Source organism: Kluyvera sp., from assembly GCF_965301105.1.
Genome location: NZ_CBDKZX010000008.1, coordinates 59,044 through 79,440, shown reverse-complemented (window position 1 = coordinate 79,440; position 20,397 = coordinate 59,044). Strand labels below are relative to the sequence as shown.

Annotated in this window: 23 protein-coding genes; 9 read left to right on the top strand and 14 right to left on the bottom strand. The window is 54.0% G+C overall.

What is annotated here, in order from left to right:
• The first annotated feature begins 133 nt into the window (after positions 1 to 133).
• Complete coding sequence (locus tag ACW14G_RS05545; protein WP_163448782.1) at positions 134 to 1,435, top strand: GGDEF domain-containing protein; 1,302 nt, start codon at positions 134 to 136, stop codon at positions 1,433 to 1,435.
• Between the two features lie 105 nt (positions 1,436 to 1,540).
• Positions 1,541 to 2,176: a carbonic anhydrase gene (locus ACW14G_RS05540; RefSeq protein WP_065356340.1), complete on the top strand. Its 636-nt coding sequence runs from the start codon at positions 1,541 to 1,543 to the stop codon at positions 2,174 to 2,176.
• 275 nt (positions 2,177 to 2,451) lie between these two features.
• On the opposite strand, the gene ACW14G_RS05535 is transcribed toward ACW14G_RS05540, so the two are convergent.
• The 3 genes from ACW14G_RS05535 to ACW14G_RS05525 are packed head-to-tail and all read right to left on the bottom strand — an operon-like array spanning position 2,452 to position 3,351.
• The gene (locus ACW14G_RS05535; protein ID WP_064546290.1) at positions 2,452 to 2,634 is read right to left on the bottom strand and encodes a DUF1869 domain-containing protein; all 183 of its coding nucleotides are present in this window, start codon (positions 2,632 to 2,634) and stop codon (positions 2,452 to 2,454) included.
• A 5-nt stretch (positions 2,635 to 2,639) separates the two neighbouring features.
• Positions 2,640 to 2,993, bottom strand: coding sequence for a DUF1971 domain-containing protein (locus ACW14G_RS05530; protein WP_163448781.1), 354 nt, complete (start codon positions 2,991 to 2,993; stop codon positions 2,640 to 2,642).
• A gap of 31 nt (positions 2,994 to 3,024) precedes the next feature.
• On the bottom strand, positions 3,025 to 3,351 hold the full coding sequence (locus tag ACW14G_RS05525) for a DUF1971 domain-containing protein (protein ID WP_064546286.1): 327 nt from the start codon (positions 3,349 to 3,351) through the stop codon (positions 3,025 to 3,027).
• Between the two features lie 213 nt (positions 3,352 to 3,564).
• Here ACW14G_RS05525 and ACW14G_RS05520 point away from each other — a divergent pair, with 213 nt between their 5' ends.
• On the top strand, positions 3,565 to 3,825 hold the full coding sequence (locus tag ACW14G_RS05520; RefSeq protein ID WP_064546284.1) for a DUF2534 family protein: 261 nt from the start codon (positions 3,565 to 3,567) through the stop codon (positions 3,823 to 3,825).
• A gap of 195 nt (positions 3,826 to 4,020) precedes the next feature.
• Entirely contained in the window at positions 4,021 to 5,496 is a 1,476-nt protein-coding gene (locus tag ACW14G_RS05515; RefSeq protein ID WP_223802435.1) for a GGDEF domain-containing protein, read from the top strand.
• 99 nt (positions 5,497 to 5,595) lie between these two features.
• Here the strand turns inward: ACW14G_RS05515 and ACW14G_RS05510 are convergent, their stop codons facing one another.
• Together ACW14G_RS05510 and ACW14G_RS05505 are read right to left on the bottom strand one after the other, a co-directional pair.
• Positions 5,596 to 5,700: a YoaK family small membrane protein gene (locus ACW14G_RS05510; protein ID WP_100249921.1), complete on the bottom strand. Its 105-nt coding sequence runs from the start codon at positions 5,698 to 5,700 to the stop codon at positions 5,596 to 5,598.
• A 46-nt stretch (positions 5,701 to 5,746) separates the two neighbouring features.
• The gene (locus tag ACW14G_RS05505; protein ID WP_167576155.1) at positions 5,747 to 6,766 is read right to left on the bottom strand and encodes a sensor domain-containing diguanylate cyclase; all 1,020 of its coding nucleotides are present in this window, start codon (positions 6,764 to 6,766) and stop codon (positions 5,747 to 5,749) included.
• Between the two features lie 324 nt (positions 6,767 to 7,090).
• Here ACW14G_RS05505 and ACW14G_RS05500 point away from each other — a divergent pair, with 324 nt between their 5' ends.
• Together ACW14G_RS05500 and ACW14G_RS05495 are read left to right on the top strand one after the other, a co-directional pair.
• Complete coding sequence (locus tag ACW14G_RS05500; RefSeq protein ID WP_064546276.1) at positions 7,091 to 7,339, top strand: putative hemolysin; 249 nt, start codon at positions 7,091 to 7,093, stop codon at positions 7,337 to 7,339.
• A 60-nt stretch (positions 7,340 to 7,399) separates the two neighbouring features.
• Entirely contained in the window at positions 7,400 to 7,705 is a 306-nt protein-coding gene (locus ACW14G_RS05495; protein ID WP_163448778.1) for a hypothetical protein, read from the top strand.
• Positions 7,706 to 7,739: 34 nt separating this feature from the next.
• Here ACW14G_RS05495 and ACW14G_RS05490 read toward each other — a convergent pair whose 3' ends face one another.
• On the bottom strand, positions 7,740 to 8,084 hold the full coding sequence (locus tag ACW14G_RS05490) for a DUF488 domain-containing protein (RefSeq protein WP_163448777.1): 345 nt from the start codon (positions 8,082 to 8,084) through the stop codon (positions 7,740 to 7,742).
• A 138-nt stretch (positions 8,085 to 8,222) separates the two neighbouring features.
• Here ACW14G_RS05490 and ACW14G_RS05485 point away from each other — a divergent pair, with 138 nt between their 5' ends.
• Positions 8,223 to 8,930 (top strand): CTP synthase C-terminal region-related (seleno)protein, encoded by a 708-nt coding sequence (locus ACW14G_RS05485; RefSeq protein WP_167576152.1) that lies wholly within the window; start codon positions 8,223 to 8,225, stop codon positions 8,928 to 8,930.
• Positions 8,931 to 8,980: 50 nt separating this feature from the next.
• Here ACW14G_RS05485 and ACW14G_RS05480 read toward each other — a convergent pair whose 3' ends face one another.
• On the bottom strand, positions 8,981 to 10,171 hold the full coding sequence (locus ACW14G_RS05480; RefSeq protein ID WP_163448775.1) for a CynX/NimT family MFS transporter: 1,191 nt from the start codon (positions 10,169 to 10,171) through the stop codon (positions 8,981 to 8,983).
• A 96-nt stretch (positions 10,172 to 10,267) separates the two neighbouring features.
• Here ACW14G_RS05480 and ACW14G_RS05475 point away from each other — a divergent pair, with 96 nt between their 5' ends.
• Positions 10,268 to 11,062 carry an AraC family transcriptional regulator gene (locus ACW14G_RS05475; protein ID WP_163448799.1) on the top strand — a complete coding sequence of 265 codons (795 nt, stop codon included), beginning with the start codon at positions 10,268 to 10,270 and terminating at the stop codon, positions 11,060 to 11,062.
• Here the strand turns inward: ACW14G_RS05475 and ACW14G_RS05470 are convergent.
• From ACW14G_RS05470 to eamB, 6 genes are all read right to left on the bottom strand, one after another.
• Positions 11,046 to 11,492 (bottom strand): DUF441 domain-containing protein, encoded by a 447-nt coding sequence (locus tag ACW14G_RS05470; protein ID WP_163448774.1) that lies wholly within the window; start codon positions 11,490 to 11,492, stop codon positions 11,046 to 11,048. The genes ACW14G_RS05475 and ACW14G_RS05470 overlap by 17 nt on opposite strands.
• A gap of 163 nt (positions 11,493 to 11,655) precedes the next feature.
• Positions 11,656 to 13,692: a glycoside hydrolase family 31 protein gene (locus ACW14G_RS05465; protein ID WP_249021981.1), complete on the bottom strand. Its 2,037-nt coding sequence runs from the start codon at positions 13,690 to 13,692 to the stop codon at positions 11,656 to 11,658.
• A gap of 7 nt (positions 13,693 to 13,699) precedes the next feature.
• Entirely contained in the window at positions 13,700 to 15,043 is a 1,344-nt protein-coding gene (locus tag ACW14G_RS05460) for a glycoside-pentoside-hexuronide (GPH):cation symporter (RefSeq protein ID WP_074398798.1), read from the bottom strand.
• A gap of 216 nt (positions 15,044 to 15,259) precedes the next feature.
• On the bottom strand, positions 15,260 to 15,760 hold the full coding sequence (locus tag ACW14G_RS05455; RefSeq protein WP_163448771.1) for a YbaK/prolyl-tRNA synthetase associated domain-containing protein: 501 nt from the start codon (positions 15,758 to 15,760) through the stop codon (positions 15,260 to 15,262).
• A 20-nt stretch (positions 15,761 to 15,780) separates the two neighbouring features.
• The gene (dgcJ, locus tag ACW14G_RS05450; protein ID WP_283164034.1) at positions 15,781 to 17,262 is read right to left on the bottom strand and encodes a diguanylate cyclase DgcJ; all 1,482 of its coding nucleotides are present in this window, start codon (positions 17,260 to 17,262) and stop codon (positions 15,781 to 15,783) included.
• Positions 17,263 to 17,438: 176 nt separating this feature from the next.
• A complete protein-coding gene (gene eamB, locus ACW14G_RS05445; protein WP_249021979.1) occupies positions 17,439 to 18,023 on the bottom strand; it encodes a cysteine/O-acetylserine transporter in 585 nt (194 codons plus the stop codon).
• A 110-nt stretch (positions 18,024 to 18,133) separates the two neighbouring features.
• On the opposite strand from eamB, the gene ACW14G_RS05440 reads away from it, so the two are divergent.
• The gene (locus tag ACW14G_RS05440; protein ID WP_163445730.1) at positions 18,134 to 19,063 is read left to right on the top strand and encodes a LysR family transcriptional regulator; all 930 of its coding nucleotides are present in this window, start codon (positions 18,134 to 18,136) and stop codon (positions 19,061 to 19,063) included.
• A 45-nt stretch (positions 19,064 to 19,108) separates the two neighbouring features.
• Here the strand turns inward: ACW14G_RS05440 and ACW14G_RS05435 are convergent, their stop codons facing one another.
• Positions 19,109 to 20,392, bottom strand: coding sequence for a YeaH/YhbH family protein (locus tag ACW14G_RS05435; RefSeq protein ID WP_419058519.1), 1,284 nt, complete (start codon positions 20,390 to 20,392; stop codon positions 19,109 to 19,111).
• Positions 20,393 to 20,397: the final 5 nt, after the last annotated feature.

Here is a 20,397-nt window from a genome sequence, read left to right as displayed (position 1 = left end):
TCAATAATTAATTATTTTTAAATTCAAGGCTTGACTAAAGGTACTATTTTTTAGGATCTCAGTAGGCTATAACATATAGAGCTGTCATGGAGGACTCGAAATGAGCCTAAGCTGTTCCAGAATAAATAGTAGAATGAGCTTTTGTCTCATTGCCGCGTGCTTACTGCTTGCGGCGATGTTTATGTTAGCCGACTATCTCACAACCTTTAATATAGCTATCGCTGATATTTATTACCTGGTCTTTTCCGGGCTGTTGTTATTACTCGATGCAATTATCTTCTTCTTCATGTTTTTCCAGTTTCTCTGCAATAGAAAACTACTCTATGTTGCCATTCTGGGGCTCGGTTTTCTGGTTGCCGATATTTATTGGGTCGAGGCGCTAACGCTTATCCAACAACTCATTGCGTTATGCATCCCGTTGAAATCAATTACCAATGATTTAGCTATTTTCTATCTGTTCCGCCAGCTCACCATGATGTCGGCCATTCTGGTCGCACTCTTTTATGCGTTTCGCATGAATCGTAACATCGCGCCTTCACGTAAAGACGAACTATGGGTACTCGTACTGGCTGGCATCTTCCTGCTGATGGCCATTCTGGCGCATAATTTATCCAGCTATAACCCGCAGATATCACTCAACCTGATTGGTACAACATCACTTAATGGTCGTAACGCGTGGAATAGCTATTATGGTGTCGCGATCGTCGCCGCCTGGTTTATCACGCTGTTGCTGGCTATCGTCATTACGCAACTGCGAAGCCTGTTATGGGTGAGTATCGCGGTCTTCTGCGTTTCAAGCCTGTTTAGCAACCTTCTTCTGCTGAATCTCAGCGATTATAATTTCCCCGTCTGGTACCTCAGCCGCGGCATCGAAGTGGTTTGTACCTTTTTTGTGATTAATGTCCTGCTCTACGATATTTTCGTGATGCATAAAGAATCGACGATGCTGTCGAACCACGATCCGCTGACCGGCATCTATAATCGCGCCTATTTCTATAGGGAGCTACAGCTACTGCTGGCATCGCGGGAAGATATCAGTTTGATGATTTTGGATATTGATCACTTCAAACGTATCAACGACCGTTATGGGCATCCGGTGGGCGATGCGGTCATCAAAACCGTGGTGGACCTGGCGAAACGTTCCATCCGCGAATGCGATATTATTGCGCGCGTAGGTGGGGAAGAATTTGCCGTGCTGATGCGCAACGCGTCATCAGAAGTCGCCATGCAGGTGGCTGAGCGGATTCGCAGCAAGGTTGAGGAGGAGACGGCGAAACGTGCGCCTTACCGTACGCCGGAGCCCATGACCATCAGTATCGGTGTCTTTACCTCGTCAGATAAGCACTTCACCGCGGATGAATGCATCTCGTTTGCCGACAGGGCGCTGTATGCGGCCAAAAATAGCGGTCGTAACAAGGTGATGACCAGTGCTTAACATGCGCATTAGCGTGAGAAGGGGCTTTTCCTTCTGCGTTCAAGTGGTAAACTGAAAATGTGATGTTAATCATGACCTGCGTAAAAACGAAAAAGAGATACTGCTATGCAACATATCATCGAAGGGTTCCTCAACTTTCAGAAAGAAGTTTTTCCTCAACGTAAGGAACTCTTCCGCAGCCTGGCATCCAGCCAGAACCCAAAAGCGCTGTTCATCTCCTGTTCAGACAGCCGCTTAGTTCCCGAATTGGTCACGCAACAAGAGCCGGGGCAGCTGTTTGTCATCCGTAACGCCGGTAATATCGTGCCTTCTTTTGGTCCGGAACCGGGCGGGGTATCCGCGACTATTGAGTACGCGGTCGTTGCTTTGGGCGTAACGGATATTGTTATCTGCGGTCACTCTAACTGCGGCGCGATGAAAGCTATCGCCACCTGCCAGTGCCTGGAGCCGATGCCGGCTGTCTCTCACTGGCTGCGCTATTCCGATGCCGCCAAAGCGGTCGTCGAGAAGAAAACCTACGATAACGAGACTGACAAAGTTAACGCCATGGTCGAAGAAAACGTTATTGCTCAGTTGAATAATATCAAAACGCATCCGTCGGTGGCTGTGGGGCTGCGTGACCACGCGATCCGCCTGCACGGCTGGGTGTATGATATTGAAAGCGGCGAAATCCGCGCGCTGGACAAAAACAGCAAGACTTTCGTGTCGCTGGCCGATAACCCAGAGGTCTTTTTCGAGTAATCGGCAATAAGCGCCGCGTAATGCGGCGCTACGCGTTGCTGACCAGCTTCAGTTTTCCGCGTCTCGCTGAACGACGCGGAGCAGGGTTGGAAATCAGAAACAGAAAAGGGCGCCAGGCCATTGCATTATCCTCCCGCTATGACTGTTTTAACCATGGCAAAGTGGGAAGAAAGGGCGTTAAAACGAAAGTATGAATCCGTCGCTTGCGCTTGATTCATTCGGGTGAGAGCGAAAAAGGGAGCCTGAAGTGGCTCCCTTTTTGTATCGACACGGCGTTACCAGCCGCAAACGTCATGCTCGTTTTCGGTATCGTACGCGCGGACGGTATTGATCAGATCTTTCACCACATCCGCGGCAACATCCGGGACCAACAGCTCCATCGGAGTCTCGGTTTCATAATCGACGGAAATACCGTTGCTATTGTTGGTGACGGTTACCGTATAAGTTGCCTTACTCATTGTTGTTACCCCTTATGCGAATTAACCACTTTGCCCAGACCGGTGCCTTCAAGCGTCGCCTCAGGATCGGCAAAGAAGTCGATATTAAACCAGGTGTCGTCAGTCAGTAGCTCGATGCGATGCCACTTCTGCGGCGGGGAAATGCCAAAGGATCCGGCTTCAATCACCACGTCGACGTCCGGTTCGCTGGCGTCGGCGTCAGGGAAGCCAAAGTAGCGCACGGCGCCTTGCATAACGGACAAGCGGCCATAGACGTGGGCTTTGGTATTGTGGTGAGTGAACAGGGCTTTCGGCGCGGTGTCTTTATTCCAGAACGGGGTCGAACGCGAATGAACAAAGTTCTCAGGAATACGTAACATGAATGATTCCTTACTCCAGTGGCCTGGAGTTCTATAGGGATTTCAGCACTTCAGCTTCAACAAAAAAGTCGATTTGAAAGACGGTATCGTCGGTCATTGTTTCGATGTAATGCCATTTTTCCGGTGGGAACACGCCAAAGTGACCGGTGTTGATGATCAGCTCGCTATCGGCCTCTGGTGACGTTTCACTGGCAAAACCGAGATAGCGGACGGCCCCCTGGTGTACCGACAGGCGGGGATAGACGCCCGGGCGTGTGCCTTTATCAAGATGGCGCTGAAAAATACCGGCAGGTGCGGTGTCTTTGTTCCAGAACGGCGTGGAACGGGTATGAATACAAGTGTGCGGAATACGTAGCATGTTTTCCCCCTCTGTGTTGAGAGTATTAAAACACAAATTTGGACCGCTGTTGATTAGAAAATGCATTTTAAATGCATCTTATAGTAAGTGTTAAATAGTTGTTCTTTGTGCAAGGCACAACATCCAAATGACGCAACAATAAACATTCAATTTATGCTTCATTAATGTTACAAATACAGCAAAATATCGTGAGAACAGCGTCGGGAGGATGCGATGATTCTGGAGAAACTGCGGACGCCAAACGGCAAAAAATTCCTGCTGTCCGCTTTTGTGGTGTTTGTGATTGCCGCGGTGGTGGTTGGCCGTGCGACCTTTGGCGGCGTGGTGCGTGAATACAATCTGCCGTATGCCGACTGGACCACCAGCATGTTTGTGCTGCAAGGGGCGATGGTGTTTGTTTACAGCTGCATTTTCACGTTGTTGTTTGCGATTCCACTGGGCTTCTTCTTCTTAGGTTCGGATAACCAGCGTTAATCCTTTCGTGCGGGCATCACGCCTGCACGCGTATTTTCTTATTGTCTTTCCGGCAAGGAGCTGACACGATCAAAATTCACGCTTGCGGCAGATTTCATCCATACTGATCCACATACGTAATGAAGACGTACCGTGACGCTTAGGTTGATTGCGTGGGTGGCGTTTCAGGGATTAACCCATCGGTACGGAGTAGCAGTGAGAATTATTCAGGATAGTTTGCGTAAGAAGCAGTCGCTGCTGGCATCGGCCGCGATAACTTGTCTGCTGGTCTGTATTGCCCTCTTTTTTCTGTATCAACGTGCGCTTTCGCAGGTCAGTGAAGGCGTCAACACGTTACAAAACCAGATGATGACGATATTTAATGATAACGAGCTGATGGCTGAGGCTGCTGGCGTGCGTTATCAGCAGATCAGTCGTCATGAATTGTGCGGCGATGCTGATATTTTTCATCCTCGCGACACGGCCTGGGGGATTAATGCCGACCCTGACACGTTAGTTCCTGACCGCGGCGCTCTGGTAACCAGAACGCCGGAGTACAGTGCCCGCTGTATCTATGTCGCCGCGGAATACATTCGCGCAAAAGTGAAGGCGCTGAATCCGGATCTGCACGATATTCATCGTTATATCATCGCCAATGATGGTCGCTGGTTTTACTGGTTTAACCCCGCCGACTCGATACCTTTTAGTTTCTCGACCTCGCAAATGGCGCGCGACCCTCAGCGTTTTTTCAGCGAACCGGAAATGTTCTATGACCGCGTGCTGCAAAAAGGTATGCGAAAGAAGTCGCTGAGTTCGACCCGCTTATACGCCGATAAAATCACCGGCGACCGGGCCTACAGCGTGGTGAGCTACATCTACGATCTCTCCGAGGGGGAGCCGAGCAACCATATTATTGGTTATCTGGCCTACGATCTTTCACGCCCGGAGCTGGAGTACATGCTACGTGAGGCGTTTAATGGCAAGGTGCCTGAAGGGCTGATTCTGGGGTATGAAAGTCGACAGAGCGGCGAAGTGCTGTGCATCGTCAATAACTGCCGCTGGCTGGACGATGCGCATTCTCATCCGGTTTCACGGCGTTATGAGATTAAATACGCATTACCCAGCTGGTTGTTTATCTCCCAGGACCGCAACGCGTTGGGCGTGCTCGCGCTGGCGCCGGTGCTGCTTATCCTGCTGTTTATGTTGATACGTTATCATCTCAATCAAGCCGACCTGCGCTTTTACCGCGATCCGCTGACCGGGTGCTTCACGCGTAATATTTTCACCCTGATTCAGCAGCGATCGTTACCCTTTATGACGGTCATTCTGTTCGATTGTAATAAGTTTAAGGCGATTAACGACAGCTACGGCCATCAGGCAGGCGATCGCGCGCTGCAGGCGATTGCCGACTGTATGCTCAATGATGTGCGCGCCAACGATGACTGGGTCATTCGTAGCGGCGGCGATGAATTTGTCGTATTACTCAGTGACACCGATATTGCGCACGCGCATATGGTGGCACAACGTATTGCCGCCAGCATCGCCGTGTACCCGTTCAGTCCGCAGGGACACCCGGTACCGCTCTCGGTATCCTGGGGCGTGGCGCCGTGCCTGGATTCGCTGGATGCGGCTATTCAGCAGGCAGATGCCCAGATGTATCAGATGAAGAAACGCCGGGGCGAGAGACGATAAGCCGACGCATGCGCGGCTTATCTAAGACTTACCACCAACCGAGCTGGACGCCGATGACGGTCACGATCGCGATGATTAGCATGATGATTGTGGTCTTTCTCATTGTGCTCCTCCCGGTAGCGCATAGCCGCCGATAAAAAACCAACCCAGAAAGATCACGGCAATAAAAAAGATAACGATGGGGAAGGCGATACCCAATCTCATGGTGATATCCTGATTCCTGTTATAGATAGCGCGTATGATACTGTAATTAGCTCACCCGCTGGGTGCTAATTTCCGGGCGATGGCGAAATTTTTTGTCGCGATACATCGCGCTATCGGCTGCCCGTAGCGCGCTATCCGGGTCCATTTGGCTCGGGTCAACACTGATGACGCCAATGCTGGCGCCGGGGTAGTGAATCAATACATCGCTCAGCAGGTAATCTCCCACCAGCAGCTGCCGCAGCGTCTCGGTAAACTGCGCGAGCTGCGCCGTCGAGCGTTCAAGGGTGGCGACCATAAACTCGTCCCCGCCCAATCGCCCAAGCTGGTCATCGGCCGAGATGCCTGACTTCAGGCGCTGGGCCACCTGCTGTAAGAACTCGTCGCCCGCCTGATGGCCATAGCTATCGTTGATCTTCTTGAAGTGATCGAGGTCAATAAACGCCAGAATCACCGAATGGTTGAGGTGCCTGGCCAGGGAAAACAGGGTCTCGAGATTTTCAAACACCGCGCGACGGTTTGGCAGCCCGGTGAGCGCATCGGTGTAGGAGTGATAAATCAGCGCGGCATTCGCCTCCTGCAACTGAGACACCAGCGATTCTTTCTCAATATAACGGGCAATGATGCTGGCAAACAGCTGAAGTACGTGCTCGCTGTTAAAGCTGAGCGGCTTCTGTTGCTTGCTGGCGGCGCACAGCGTGCCGTACAGCGAACCATCGGTCAGATGAATAGGCGTACTGAGGAAGGTGGTGATCCCCAGCGCTTTTGCCGCGTCGCAATCGCTCCAGCGGCCCGGTACGTTATCACTGTAAAAACAGTTGTCGTCCATGGCGCGCTTGCACAGCGTATCGCCCCACGGGACGGAGAGATTTTCGGGGATATCCATGTCACCGCTATTACGCGAGTAGACAATGTGCTGCAGGTCTGCCTGGGTATCAATTTTCGTCAGATAGGTCGATTCCATGTTGGTGACCAACTCAAGCATCTCAAGCAGTTGACGGACAAGGTTCTCTAGCGATTGTTCCGTGGCAAGTGTTTGCGATACTTTGGCAAGGATAATATCTGACATGGAAACGAGGGTCCCCTGGATTGGCAAAAGCAGTTATGGTGTGTGATCCTAAAACGAAATTGGACCTCCTGAATTTTATACATTATGTATCCAGAAGGTAAGCGCTGCGTTATGAAAACGGACAAAACTGAGGGTATGCGCTTCTAATTACAGGTAAAAAAAAGCCCCATCGGGGGAGATGGGGCAAAGTAACTCATTGATTATGGAATGTTCTGTTCTCTGGTCAGTTGAGAACGAGACGTACTTTACGTCTCAAAAGTGTAGTTAAAATGAAGAAATTATGGAGTTTAAAGCTAAACTTCAGCGTAATACTAAGGAGAATTTATGCGTTCCCGCTATCTTTTACTGCTGCCTCTGCTCCTTGCCGGCTGTGCAAAGCAGGCTGAACCTGAGGCACCAAAACCGCCGCAGGTGGGTATGGCAAATCCTGCTGCGGTTTACTGCCAGCAGAAGGGCGGAGAAAGTATTCCGCAGGTTAATTCACAGGGGCAATACAGCCTGTGTAAATTGCCAAACGGTGAAACCATTGAGGAATGGGCGCTGTGGCGTCGCGATCACCCGCAGAAACAATGACAGCAAGGCGCATATCCAGTACACTTCGTGACCAGGATTATTCTGATTAACGAGAGATGTATGTTTTCGCTTAAACCGGGCACCACCGCCATTATCATCGGTGCTCGTACGACTGCTGGTCGCGCCAATATTGGTAAAAGCGTTGAGCTTTTTGCCCTGATTAACCCAGGTGAGCGTTGCCTGAATCCGGTCAACGGCGTGATGACCGAGTTAGCCGCCGACGCGCCGCGCGCGCTGTGGCTGGTGACCGGAGAAGTCAGTGCCGGTGAAGGTCAGCACGGATTTGCGTTTGTCCGTTCCGAGTATTTATTGCCGTTGACGCCGGATGCGCTGCCCGCGCACGAACGCGAAGCGCTGGTGGAATAAACGCGACACCGTCAGACGCCGCGCGAGGGGTGAGTTAGAGGTTTTTCAACCAGTCGGCGAGCACGCGCGCATGGTTTTGCGCCGTGTTCGCGGCGGCGTAAACCAGCGTCACTCCCTGCTTCTGTGCAATGTTCGCCAGGCGACGTCCATCCTCCAGATGATGGGATAGTTCATCGCGGTAGTGTTGGCAGAAGCAGGCAAAATCGATCACCTCGCCGTGAAACGCTTTGCGCAGTTCGGCGGACGGGGCAAGGGTTTTACACCACTCATCGTAGATGAGATCTTCCTTTTTGATGCCGCGTGGCCACAGTCTATCAACCAGAACACGGTAGCCGTCATCGGGTGCGGCGTCTTCATATACGCGTTTACACTGGATCATATCCTTCCTCCCTTTATCCTCTTTGACCATACCACAAACTTTGGTTGGGTACGCTAGCCGGGTATTGCTATTGCGCGCGGACATCGCTAATCTGAGGCTCCTTATGCCGTACGTCACGTCTGCCCATAAGGACCCATCATGGAAAACTCTGCTGTAACTCCCACTCTTCGTATTGCACTGGTTGGCGACTATAACGCCGATGTTATCGCGCATCAGGCTATTCCGCTGGCGATTGATGACGCCGCTGCGGTGCTGGAATTGCCCGTTGAATACCGCTGGCTGGCAACGCGTGATGTGAAAAGCTCCGACGATCTCGCCGAATTTGACGCTATCTGGCTGGTTCCTGCCAGCCCTTATGAGAATACTGAAGGCGCGTTGACCGCCGTGCGCTATGCGCGTGAAAACAGCGTACCATTCCTCGGCACCTGCGGCGGTTTTCAGCACGCCATACTGGAATACGCGCGTAACGTGATGGGCTGGGAAGATGCGGCTCATGCGGAAACCGACAGCGAAGGACGGATGGTGATTGCGCCGCTTGCCTGCTCGCTGGTGGAAAAAAGCGATACCATCGAGCTGCGCGCCAATACGTTAATTGCTCGTGCCTATGGGCGTGACAGCATTGAAGAGGGGTATCACTGCAACTACGGGATTGCCGACGACTTCGCCGCCGAACTGGAAGCACAGCCGCTGCGAGTGACGGGCTGGGACGATAACGGTGATATTCGCGCGGTGGAGCTGGTGACGCATCCGTTCTTCGTGGCGACGTTATTCCAGCACGAGCGCAACGCGCTGGCGGGGCGTCCGGCACCGTTGGTGCAGGCGTTCCTGCACGCCGCCGCGCAGTAAAATAGACTCCAGTAGGCCGGATGGCGGCTACGCCTTATCCGGCCTACCTATCAACGACTACCGATATTAATTTCTCTATCGCGTCCGGCCAGCCCGCCGAACACCGCCATCACCAGCGCAATGGCTGCGACGGCCATCAGCGAGAGATGCCATGCCCCGGTAGCATCATGCATTTTCCCCATCAGCGGCGGCCCGCAAGCCGCCAGCAGATAGCCAACGGCCTGCGCCATGCCCGAGAGCGCCGCGGCCTGGTGCGCCGAGCTGGCGCGTAGCCCGATAAAGGTCAGCCCCAGAATCATCGTCGCACCGGAGCCGAAACCGAAAATCACCGTCCACAGCGCCGCCTGCGACGGGAATATCCAGTAACCCAGAGCGCTCACCGCGCACATCAGCGCGACGGTAATGGCGATCCCTCGCTGATCCTTGAGGCGATGCAGGATTAACGGAATAGCAAAACCGGGCGCGGCGGTTGCCAACTGGAGCAGCCCGTGCAGAGAGCCGGCCTGCGCTTCGCTGTAGCCCTGACTCATTAAAATGGTTGGCAGCCAGCCGATAATCACGTAGTAAACCAGCGAGTTCAGCCCGAGGAAGAGAGTGACCTGCCAGGCTAATGCTGAACGCCAGATCCCACGGTTGTGCATCGCGCCGCTGCTGGAAAGTGCAGTCGCTTTCGAGGCTCGCCATTGTGGCAGCCAGAACAGCAGCGCCAGTAACGGGAAGGCGATGAGCATCAACAGCGCGCCGCGCCAGCCGAAGCCGCTCAGCGCAATTGGCACCACCAACGCTGAGCCCAGCGCGGCTGCGGCCCCCATGGTGACGGAATAGGCCCCGGTCATTTTGGCCACCTGACTGGCGAAATCCCGTTTAATCAGCCCTGGCAGCAGGACGTTGCCTAGCGCAATCCCGCAGCCAATAATGGCGGTACCGATAAACATCAGCGTGATAGAGGGCAGGGAGCGCACGACGATCCCGGCGCATATCAACAGCATGGCGATAAACAGGCTGCGTTCCATGCCAAAGCGGCGGGCAATCCCCGCCGCCAGCGGCGACACCAGGCCAAAGGCCAGCAGCGGAAGGGTGGTTAATAGCCCGGTCTGCGCGGTGGTCAGGCCATATTCAGCGCGAATGGCGTCGAGCAGCGGTGCCGCGCCGGTGAAGGTGACGCGTAGCGTTGAGGCAATCAGTAAAATACCAACAATCAACAGCCAGCGGCGTTGTGAAGAAGCAACAGCGTCAGACATAGTGTTCTCAAGCAGAAAATTGAGAGACTACGATACCCGGTTTAGCTTGCGTTGAAATCAAGCTAAAATGACAGATTATCGCTAAATTCGGACAAAATAATGCTCGGACTCGGTTTAGGCGGCTATCACCCGGACAGTCACGATGACGCGGCGGTGGCGTTTGGCATACAGGTTGTTGAGGGGGAGCAGTACATCCCCGTACATCAGCACCGTAAGGGGCAGTTGATTCTGGCGCTGCGCGGAGCGATTACCTGCGAGGTGGAGAACGCTATGTGGATGGTACCGCCGCAGTTTGCGGTGTGGATCCCAGGCGAAGTACCGCACAGCAACCGCGCCACACCGCAGGCGGAGCTGTGCTTTTTGTTTATCGAGCCTGGCGCCGCGCGAATGCCGGCCCACAGCTGTACGTTGAAAATTTCGCCATTGGTGCGTGAGCTGATTCTGACACTGGCCGAGCGCAATGAAGCCGTACGTCAGACGCCGGAAACTCAGCGTCTGATACAGGTGCTTTTTGACGAGTTGCCGCAGCAGCCGGAACAGCAGCTACAGCTGCCGGTATCGGCGCATCCGAAAATTCGACTGATGGTCGAGACGATGGAAGCGGAACCGGCACAGTGGCAGACGCTGGCGCAGTGGGCCAGCCGTTTTGCCATGAGCGAGCGTAACCTGGCGCGGCTGGTGGTAAAGGAGACCGGGCTTAACTTTCGTCGCTGGCGGCATCAGTTGCAGTTAATCCTCGCGCTACAGATGCTGGTGCGTGGTCTTAGCGTCCAGCAGGTCGCGCTGTCGCTCGGCTACGATTCGACTACTGCGTTTATCACCATGTTCCGCAAAGGGTTAGGGCAGACGCCAGGGCGTTATCTGGCGGCGCTGACTACGACTTCCCAATAAGCAGCGACACCAGCCCGGCAGCAATCAGCGGCCCCACCGGCACGCCGCGAAACAGCGCCACGCCAAGTACGGTGCCGATCAACAAACCCGCCACCAGATGCGGTTGACTGCCCATCAGCGTCACGCCGCGCCCGCCAAGCCAGGAGACAAATATACCGACGGCGATAGCGACCAATGATTTCCAGTTGCCGAATGAATGGATTAGCGTGCTGGCGGGCAGAGCGCCGCTGGCGATCGGCGCCATGACGCTAATGGTGAGAATGATAATACCGATACTCAGCCCCTGTTTTTCCACCCATGGGAAAAAGGCACTGAGTGGCGTAACGCGGATAATGATCAGAACCAGAATAGAGACAGCGACGGTGGTGTTATGGCTGACGAAGCCGAGCGCAGCCAGACCCAGGAGGATCAGCAGGGTGGTATCGAGCATAGAGCGGTAATCCTTGCCAAAAAGAGAAAAAGACAGCATTTCGTAGCCACGGCGTTGCGACGCTTAACCGGGCTACGTATTTTCGTTCATCTACTTTACGCAAGAAGCAGCGCGTAAACAGGTCTTTTTCAATCTTAGTAATGGATTTCAGGCATTTGCCTGATTATTTGACCAATACCGTGATTAACGGGCTGCCTTCGCGAATAAACAGAGGAATCGTCTCCAGTCCGGCGGCGACGGCGATCCGCTGCCCCCCCTGATAGCGCTCGCCATCAAGGCCAACCCAGGCGTTGCCGCTCGGTAACCAGACGTCGCGCTGACGCTGTCCGGCGTGCATCACCGGCGCGACCAGCAGGTCTTCGCCGAACAGATACTGATCCTCCGTCTGCCAGCTCTGCGGCTCGTCCGGGTAGTGCCAGAACAGCGGACGCATCAGCGGGTCGCCGTGGCGGTGCGCATTGTCATATAGCGCATCAATGTATGGACGCAGGCTTTCCCGCACTTCAAGCCAGCGTTGCATGATGGCGTAGTTTTCCTCGCCGTAGCTCCACAGCTCGTTTGGCGAGCCGCTGTCGCACTGCGGAATGCCGTTACGGTAGCTTTCCGGCGGCTGCACGCGCGGTTCACGATAGCCATGCATACGCAGCACCGGGCAAAATACGGCCCACTGGAACCAGCGAATCAGCAGTTCATGGAACGCCGGATCGTGAATATTGCCGCCCTGGAAACCGCCGATATCGGTAGTCCACCAGGGGATGCCCGCCAGCCCCATATTCAGCCCGGCCGCCAGCTGATTGCGGAAGGCGTGGAATGAAGAGTGCACATCGCCTGACCACGCCAGCACGCCGTAGCGTTGACTGCCTGCCCAGCTACAGCGCACCAGGTTGACGATATCGCGCTCGCCCGCCTCGCGCAGGCCATCATAGAAACCCTGGGCAAAATCGCGGGGATAACGGTTGCCAACCTCGAGCACCGGGCCCGCGTGATAGCGGTAGTTGTCAAAATCATAAGCACGGTATTCCGGCTCTGCTTCATCCAGCCAGAACAGCTTAATGCCGAGATCGTAGTAGTTTTTCTTCACTGTCTCCCAGACAAACTGGCGCGCCTGCGGGTGGGTAGCATCGAAGAAGGTGGTATTGCCCATAAAGTCGAGATTGACCTGTACGCCCCGGTCACTGGTGACCAGCCAGCCTTTGGCCTTCATCTGTGGGAACAGCGGACTGCGCGCTTCAACCGTCGGCCAGACTGAGACCATCAGCTTGATGCCCAGCGATTCCAGTTCGTCGACCATCGCCTGCGGGTCCGGCCAGTCAACCGGGTCAAAACACCAGGTTCCCTGGTTCGGCCAGTGGAAAAAGTCGATAACCATGACCGACAGCGGCAGGTTGCGTCGACGATATTCACGGGCAACCTCCAGCACTTCCCGCTGATTGCGGTAGCGCAGCTTGCACTGCCACAGCCCGCTGATAAATGCCGGGGCAGGCGGCGGCGTGCCGGTTGCGCGTGCGTACTGGCGAGTAACCTGAGCGACGCTATCGCCCGCGGTGATCCAGTAGTCCATCTCTTCGGTGACGCGCGCCGTCCACTCGGTGTGGTTTTTTGCAAGCCGCACTTCCCCGATGGCCGGGTTGTTCCACAGCAGGCCATAGCCGAAGCTGGACTGTAAAAAGGGCACGCTGGCCTGAGAGTTGCGCTGGGCAAGCTCCAGCGAGCAGCCTTTGAGATCCAGCCACGGCTGCTGGTACTGGCCCATACCGTACAGCCGCTCACCGTCGCGGGACTCAAAGCGTACCGTGAGTTGGTATTTGCCGCCGGGCAGCGGTTTAAATTCGCGGCCGTCCAGCTTCAGGGCGCTGACGTATTTGTCCTGGCTCTTCTCACTGGCGCCAATCCCAACGGTTGAACGCTGACGCCACATCTCTTCCAGCAGCAGCTCGCCGCGCTGGTTATAAAACGCCAGTTGTCCTTTGAGGTTCAACACCGCGCGAATGTTGCCGTGAGTTAAGGTCAGCGTTTCCGCATCCTGCGCAATGACGGCCTGGCCGCTGGCCTGAGGTAACAGTGCATGAAGTTCGTCGTTAAACGCCGGAGCGCAGGTGGCACGTACGCGCAGGCTGTTTTCTCCCCACGGCTCAATGCGCAGGATCTGTCGTTCAAAACGCCATTCAATAGCGTTAGCGTGCTGGATTAATTCGCTCATGGTTGGCTCATCCTTTAACGAGAGATTGGGTTTTCGCGAGATTGATTTCCTGCATGGTGTGGTCGTCGAGCTTGTACCAGCGCAGGGTGATGAATGCGCCGAGCGACAGTAGCCCCGGCACCACGGTAAAGAGCGCGACGATGCAGTGCATCGCCAGCGGCGTTTGCTCCGCCGCGTTGGCGACGTAGCCGCTGAAGCCGAGCGTCCAGCCGACGATAGCCCCGCTTAGCGCCATACCCAACTTAAGTACGGCCAGGAAGGTCGAGAAAATAATACCGTCCATGCGCTTGCCCTGACGCCATTCGCCGTAGTCGGCGACGTCGGCCATCATGACCCACATCAGGGTAGTCGTAGACTGATAAAGGGTGGAGACGATAAAGGTGAGCGGAACCAGCACCAGGACCGCTTTCGGCGCGAAGAACAGACCGATGCTCAACAGCCCTGCCAGTACGGAACAGTAGCCAAACATCTGTACCTTATTGGCGTTGCGGGTCAATCGTTTCGCCAGCAGGCTGCCGGCGGCCTTGCCGATGATATGCGCGGCCAGCATCCACATAAAGTAGGCGGCGTTACCGAGGTAGTAGGTGACGAAATACATCATCGCGCCCAGGCGGATAACGCCGAAGCCAATGTTGGTCATCACCAGCACGGCGACAACGCGCCACTGGTCATTGCGCAGCAAATCGCGCAGTTCCGCGAGGTAGTTATTGTGGGTGGCGGGGGCTTTAATGCGCTCGCGGGTGTTGGCAAAGCAGAACCAGAACATGATGACCGCGGCGCTGGCCATAATCGCCATTGCCCAGCGATAGCCAGCCAGTTTATCCGCGCCACCGAGATATTCGGCCAGCGGCATCATAAAGAACGTCGACATCGCGCCGCCGAGGGTCGCCAGGAAAAAGCGCCAGGACTGCAGCGAGATACGTTCGTCGTTATCCGGGGTGATCACCGCGCCCATCGAACAGTAGGGAATGTTGATGGCGGTATACATCAGCATCATAAAGGTGTAGCTGACGCTGGCAAAAATCATTTTGCCGGACATATCCAGCGACTGCGGTACGGCGTAAGTCAGCAGGCAGCTAACACCAAACGGCAGGGCCAGCCACAGCATCCACGGGCGAAATTTACCCCAGCGGGAACGCGTGCGGTCAGCCATGTAGCCCATTGCCGGGTCGATGATGGCGTCGGCGGTGCGGGCCAGTAAGAACATGGTGCCGACAAAGGCGGCCGGTAGGCCCACCACGTCGGTATAGTAGAAGGTTAAGAAGATAATGACGTTATCCAGCCCGATGTGACTGGCCATGTCGCCCAATCCATAGCTGATCTTTTCTTTACGGGTAACTTTTGTATTCATCATGTCACCTGGTGTCGTTAAAGTACGATTGTGGGGAAAGACGCCATATAGTGTGGATGGGAGCGGGGAGTTAACAATTGCGATATTCCGTATTACGTTTACGTAAACTGCTTTACGTGATACCGGTAACAAAAAGTGCGTAACACGAACGCAACGATTCATTCACTGGATTAATATCCGGTGAATGAAGGGTTAAGTCAGATTGAAGAGAGGGCGTCAGGACTGACGGCGGAAGGCAACCAGCTCCGGCTGGGCAATACGCAGGTAGTCGGCGGTGTTGAGAATGACCGATTTCTCCAGGCTACCGGCGTTAAAGGCTATCTCGTTAAAGCGCTCAAACAGCAGCGGGTCGGCAATGAGTCGCAGCGCGCGATGAAAGCTAAAGGGTGGGATAGCGCCAAAAACGCAGGCGGTTAGCGCGTCCACTTCGGCGGGGCTCGCCAGCGAGGCCTTCAGGCCGCCAACATACTGCGCGAGGCGCGACAGATCGGCCTGCTGGTCAGCGGCGAGAATCGCCAGTATGTGCTGGTTCACGCCGTTGCCCTTCACCTTGCACACCAGCGCTTTGGCCCCCTGGCCCAACACGGTGCCGCGTACTTCTGACACAGCTTCACATTTTCCAACCGCTTCATGCTCCATGACCCGATAACGCGCCTGCTGCTCATCGAGCAAGGCCAACAACCGCTGGTGGATATTGGGTGATACTGGCTCAATCATGTTTTTCTCCCCTAATGCTGTCAGTTGTGGTGATGACGCTGCTTCTTTTGCTGGTACAGACGTTGGTCGGCAATTTCCATCGCGCCGTCGAGATTGTCCCCGACGCACATTTTATAGGCGCCCCACGAGAAGCTGACGCGGTTATCGTCGTCGATAAGCGCCAGTTGCTCCTTGATTCGCTGTGGAATTAACTGCGCGTCCTTCTCGTCGTAGTCCACCAGAATAATGCAGAACTCGTCGCCGCCAAGACGCACGGCATAGTCGCTTTTGCGTACCGTCGCGGAGATGGCCTGCGCCAGCATGATAATCGCCCGGTCGCCTTCGTTGTGTCCCCAGGTGTCATTAATGTGCTTCAGTTTGTCGAGATCCAGCGCGATGATCACGACGCTCGCGCCCTGTTCGGTCAGACGCTGAAGGCGCATGCTTTGCACCGGTGAGAGGATTTTACGGTTATACAACCCGGTGAGCGAATCGCTGATGTTCTCTTTGCTGACCATCCGATAAAGGCGGAAATGGGTGCGTACCAGGTGCAGCAGTACTGCTGTCGTTAGCAGGTAGAAGAGGAACAGCTTCCAGGAGCTGAGCAGGAAATACATCACGTCCAGCGACAGCACCACGTGCATGTTTTCCGCCAGCGGGCGCGAGTAGTTGACGTAGCTCAGCAAATGCGCCGCGCTGCGATGGACCTCGATATTGGCGTTGTTGTCGGAATCGGTAAACGAAATATCGAGGTAACGCCAGACCAGCGGGCGATCGCGGGTGTAAAAAATTTCTCGCATATCCTGATGGGACAGGTCGACCATAACAATACCTTTCAACTGTTCCTGGCGATAAACCGGCGTCAGAAAAGTTAAGATATTCTTACGAGTGAAGGTGTCGACATAAATACTGGAGACTACCGTTCGGCCAAGAAATAAATTCTCCAGACTGGCCGATGAAATTCCAAGGCGAGCGCCATAAAGAAAATTCCAGCTGGTTAAAGTTGGGTCTTTAATTACGACTGGTGAATTAAAATAAATATATTGATTCACCAAATCAATATAATAGCGAAAACGCTTTTCCGGTCTGAGATCGTCAGGCAGTAGGGGATTCCAGACAATATCGTTGGTAATTGCGCTATCAAACGCCTCAAGCATTGGGAGGTCCTGGACCCACTGCGAGCAGGGCGTTTTGCCCGCAGTTAATGAACCTTTGAGCGGTGAGTAGCTGTGGCCGTCAATGTTCAGACCGACAACATCGCCCAGGCGCTGCACGCTGTCACAAGCTCTCGTGGCCGCATCAACGGTAGGGGCTTCATCCATCTTTCGCGAGAGTTGCGAGATAATCAGCTGGTTCTGATATTTATCATAGAGAAAGGCCGATTCTCCTTTGTCTATGATATATCGCATATAATCCGTCATATCCCGATGACTTGAGATCAACTCATAGATCAGAAATGAGGATGTCAGTATTACCACGCCGGATGAAATCACGAAGCGGAGTATTTTGTTTTGCAGTTTCATGGCGAAATTATATGTTCTTCCGTGTAATGGGAAATTTTACCATGTGCGGGGCGCTATCACTAGTGAAGCATTAGCTATGAGAATGTATTACAAATATTGGATGAGGACGACCTGTGACGAGGCTGCTGATTTATCTCCTTTTATTCCGCATTCCTCGTCACGTTTTGCACGAGAGGTCAGAAAAACATCCTGATGGCACAATACACCAGCAGCAGCGCCAGGATGATATTCACACTCCGACCATGCCGGCGAAACAATGACTGGAATAGATGACCAGCCAGCGCCCAGATCAGATTCCCCAGACTGCCAATCACTGCCAGCAGCACGCTGACAGCGATGACCCAGAACATATCCTGCGTGTAGGGTAATACGAACGCAGACAGCGCCGTAATGCCATATAGAATAATCTTCACGTTGGCAAACTGCAGGCCAAAACTGAGCCAAAAGCCCAAAGGCTGCGTATTGGCTTCTGCTGTGGATGAGCTGGTCGCTATTTTCCATGCCAGCCAGAGTATATACGCGGCACCTATCCACACCAGCCATCGGGTGACGGATGGCATCACGCTGATCAGCGCATAGGTAAACAGACCGCAAAGGAGCATCAGCACCAGAAAGCCAGCGCTCATGCCGGCCAGGACGCGAGCACTTCGGCGTAAACCATGCTGATTAACTGAACTTAACGCGAGGATATTGTTAGGCCCGGGCGTCAGTGCGGTAATGAGGGTATAGGTTAAGAAGCTGCTGATAATGAGAGTGGTCAATTGTATTCTCCTTGTTTTTGCCGCATATTAGCCGCGTAAAAACATTCAAAAAAGCGAATGTTTTAAATTCCAGACTTTCAATATTTCGATGTTTTGCGTGAGAGGAATCTATGGATTTGCGTCGTTTCATCACCTTTAAAACGGTTGTTGAAGAAGGGTCGTTTGCTCAGGCCGCGCGCAAGCTCTGCTGCACGCAATCTACCGTCACTTTTCAGATCCAACAGCTGGAACAGGAGCTGTCATACTCGGTGTTTGAGAAAGTGGGGCGTCGAATGGTTCTCACGCCTGCGGGGAAATTACTCCTGCCAAAGGTAAGAGAACTGACGCGTGTGCTGGAGGGGATTCGGCAGATCTCCGATCGCGAGGAAGAGATCGCCGGAGACCTTCGGGTGATGGTTGGGGAAACCTTACTCGCCTACAAAATGCCTGAGGTTCTGAAACTGCTGAGGATTAAAGCGCCAAAAGTGCGTCTTTCTCTTCAGTCGGTAAACTGTTATGCCATTCGGGACGCGCTGCTCAACGATAATACGGATCTGGGCGTCTTTTACCGCGTGGGTCATGATGAGGCGTTGCACAAGGAATATTTTGGCCAACAGGAATTGGTACTGGTGGCATCCCCAGAGCTGCAGGGCGTTGATTTCACGAGAAAGAATCAGCATATTCCGCTCAGCTTCATTATCAATGAACCGCAGTGCGTTTTCAGGCAACTCTTCGAATCGACGCTCCGCGAAAGAAAGATTACGTTAGACAACACGATTGAGCTGTGGAGTATTGAGAGCATTAAACGCTGCGTGGCCAGCAATCTGGGCATCTCATTTCTGCCACTTTTCAGCGTATTGCGGGAACTGGAATCCGGTGAATTGATAACGCTTCCTTTTTCCGCAATGCCGATGACGATAACGGCACTTTGCGCCTATCACGCCGACAGAACCCTGAGTCCCGCGATGGAGATATTCATTGACTGCATGCGACAGTGTTTAGGGGAGGCGGAATCTGAATGCCTGGGGGAATTATCTCCCCATCTTGACGTCACGTCATAGGTAAAGAAATCAGCCAGAAAACAAGTTAACTGGCTGATTTTTTTATTAATCCTTGATGGTGTTGCCCTGCTTATGGAACAGCTCGCGGAACACCGGGTAAATATCCTCCTGATCGCGGATGTGCTGAATGGCAAAGTTATCAAACGTCTGCTGCAGGTGCTCGTACTCACGCCACAGGGTCTGATGGGCCCGACGGGTGATTTCGATATAGCTGTAGTAGCGCACCACTGGCAGAATTTTCTTCGCCAGAATTTCGTGGCACAGCGGTGAGTCATCTGCCCAGTTATCGCCATCCGACGCCTGCGCCGCGTAGATATTCCACTGCGCCGGGTCGTAGCGCGCTTTCACCACCTCATCCATCAGCTTCAGCGCGCTGGAGACGATGGTGCCGCCCGTTTCCTGAGAGTAGAAGAACTCATGCTCATCCACCTCTTTGGCCTGGGTGTGGTGACGAATGTAGACCACTTCGACGTTTTTATAGGTTCTGCTCAGGAACAGATAGAGCAGGATATAAAAGCGTTTCGCCATGTCTTTGGTGGACTGATCCATCGAACCGGAGACGTCCATCAGGCAGAACATCACGGCCTGGCTGGAAGGCTCTGGCCGTTTCTCGTAGTTTTTGTAGCGTAAGTCAAAGGTGTCGATAAACGGCACACGGTCAATCTTCGCCCGCAGGTCAGCAATTTCTTTGCGTAACCGCTCCTCTTCCAGCAGCTGCGCTGGCTCGCTTTTCGCCACTTCATCCAGGGTGGCTTCCAGCGCGTGCAGCTCGCGGCGCTTGCCGGCCGTCATGGCGGTACGGCGGGCAAGGGAGTTTTGCAGCGATCGCACGACGCTGATATTGGCGGGCACGCCGTTAGAGGTGAAGCCCGCGCGGTGGGTTTTAAACTCGGTCAACTGGCGCTGCTGATTCCGTTTGAGATTGGGCAACGCCAGATCCTCAAACAGCAGATCCAGATACTCATCTTTGGAAATCTGAAACACAAATTCGTCCTGACCTTCGCCGTCGGCGCTGGCCTGGCCCTGTCCGCTACCGCCACCCCCGCCGCCGCCCTGAGGGCGCTCGATGCGATCGTTTTGTACAAAGTGGTCGTTACCGGGATGCACCCGATGGCGTAATCCTCCGCGTCCCTGATGGAACATAGGTTCGCTAATATCATCCGTCGGAATAGAAACGGATTCGCCGCTATCGATGTCGGTCACCGAACGCTTGTTGATGGCCTCGGAGATCGACTGTTTTATTTGCGCTTTATAACGGCGCAAGAAACGCTGGCGGTTAACCGCGCTCTTATTTTTGCCGTTCAGACGCCGGTCAATAAACCAGGTCATATATC

What these genes read in the sequence shown, in the direction of transcription:
- ACW14G_RS05465 (WP_249021981.1), bottom strand. Translation starts at nt 13,692, where the DNA reads ATGAGCGAATTAATCCAGCACGCTAACGCTATTGAATGGCGTTTTGAA.
- ACW14G_RS05545 (WP_163448782.1), top strand. Translation starts at nt 134, where the DNA reads ATGAGCTTTTGTCTCATTGCCGCGTGCTTACTGCTTGCGGCGATGTTT.
- ACW14G_RS05490 (WP_163448777.1), bottom strand. Translation starts at nt 8,084, where the DNA reads ATGATCCAGTGTAAACGCGTATATGAAGACGCCGCACCCGATGACGGC.
- ACW14G_RS05530 (WP_163448781.1), bottom strand. Translation starts at nt 2,993, where the DNA reads ATGTTACGTATTCCTGAGAACTTTGTTCATTCGCGTTCGACCCCGTTC.
- ACW14G_RS05435 (WP_419058519.1), bottom strand. Translation starts at nt 20,392, where the DNA reads ATGACCTGGTTTATTGACCGGCGTCTGAACGGCAAAAATAAGAGCGCG.
- ACW14G_RS05520 (WP_064546284.1), top strand. Translation starts at nt 3,565, where the DNA reads ATGATTCTGGAGAAACTGCGGACGCCAAACGGCAAAAAATTCCTGCTG.
- ACW14G_RS05480 (WP_163448775.1), bottom strand. Translation starts at nt 10,171, where the DNA reads ATGTCTGACGCTGTTGCTTCTTCACAACGCCGCTGGCTGTTGATTGTT.
- dgcJ (WP_283164034.1), bottom strand. Translation starts at nt 17,262, where the DNA reads ATGAAACTGCAAAACAAAATACTCCGCTTCGTGATTTCATCCGGCGTG.
- ACW14G_RS05535 (WP_064546290.1), bottom strand. Translation starts at nt 2,634, where the DNA reads ATGAGTAAGGCAACTTATACGGTAACCGTCACCAACAATAGCAACGGT.
- ACW14G_RS05510 (WP_100249921.1), bottom strand. Translation starts at nt 5,700, where the DNA reads ATGAGATTGGGTATCGCCTTCCCCATCGTTATCTTTTTTATTGCCGTG.
- ACW14G_RS05505 (WP_167576155.1), bottom strand. Translation starts at nt 6,766, where the DNA reads ATGTCAGATATTATCCTTGCCAAAGTATCGCAAACACTTGCCACGGAA.
- ACW14G_RS05440 (WP_163445730.1), top strand. Translation starts at nt 18,134, where the DNA reads ATGGATTTGCGTCGTTTCATCACCTTTAAAACGGTTGTTGAAGAAGGG.
- ACW14G_RS05525 (WP_064546286.1), bottom strand. Translation starts at nt 3,351, where the DNA reads ATGCTACGTATTCCGCACACTTGTATTCATACCCGTTCCACGCCGTTC.
- ACW14G_RS05470 (WP_163448774.1), bottom strand. Translation starts at nt 11,492, where the DNA reads ATGCTCGATACCACCCTGCTGATCCTCCTGGGTCTGGCTGCGCTCGGC.
- ACW14G_RS05540 (WP_065356340.1), top strand. Translation starts at nt 1,541, where the DNA reads ATGCAACATATCATCGAAGGGTTCCTCAACTTTCAGAAAGAAGTTTTT.
- ACW14G_RS05460 (WP_074398798.1), bottom strand. Translation starts at nt 15,043, where the DNA reads ATGAATACAAAAGTTACCCGTAAAGAAAAGATCAGCTATGGATTGGGC.
- ACW14G_RS05495 (WP_163448778.1), top strand. Translation starts at nt 7,400, where the DNA reads ATGTTTTCGCTTAAACCGGGCACCACCGCCATTATCATCGGTGCTCGT.
- ACW14G_RS05485 (WP_167576152.1), top strand. Translation starts at nt 8,223, where the DNA reads ATGGAAAACTCTGCTGTAACTCCCACTCTTCGTATTGCACTGGTTGGC.
- ACW14G_RS05455 (WP_163448771.1), bottom strand. Translation starts at nt 15,760, where the DNA reads ATGATTGAGCCAGTATCACCCAATATCCACCAGCGGTTGTTGGCCTTG.
- ACW14G_RS05500 (WP_064546276.1), top strand. Translation starts at nt 7,091, where the DNA reads ATGCGTTCCCGCTATCTTTTACTGCTGCCTCTGCTCCTTGCCGGCTGT.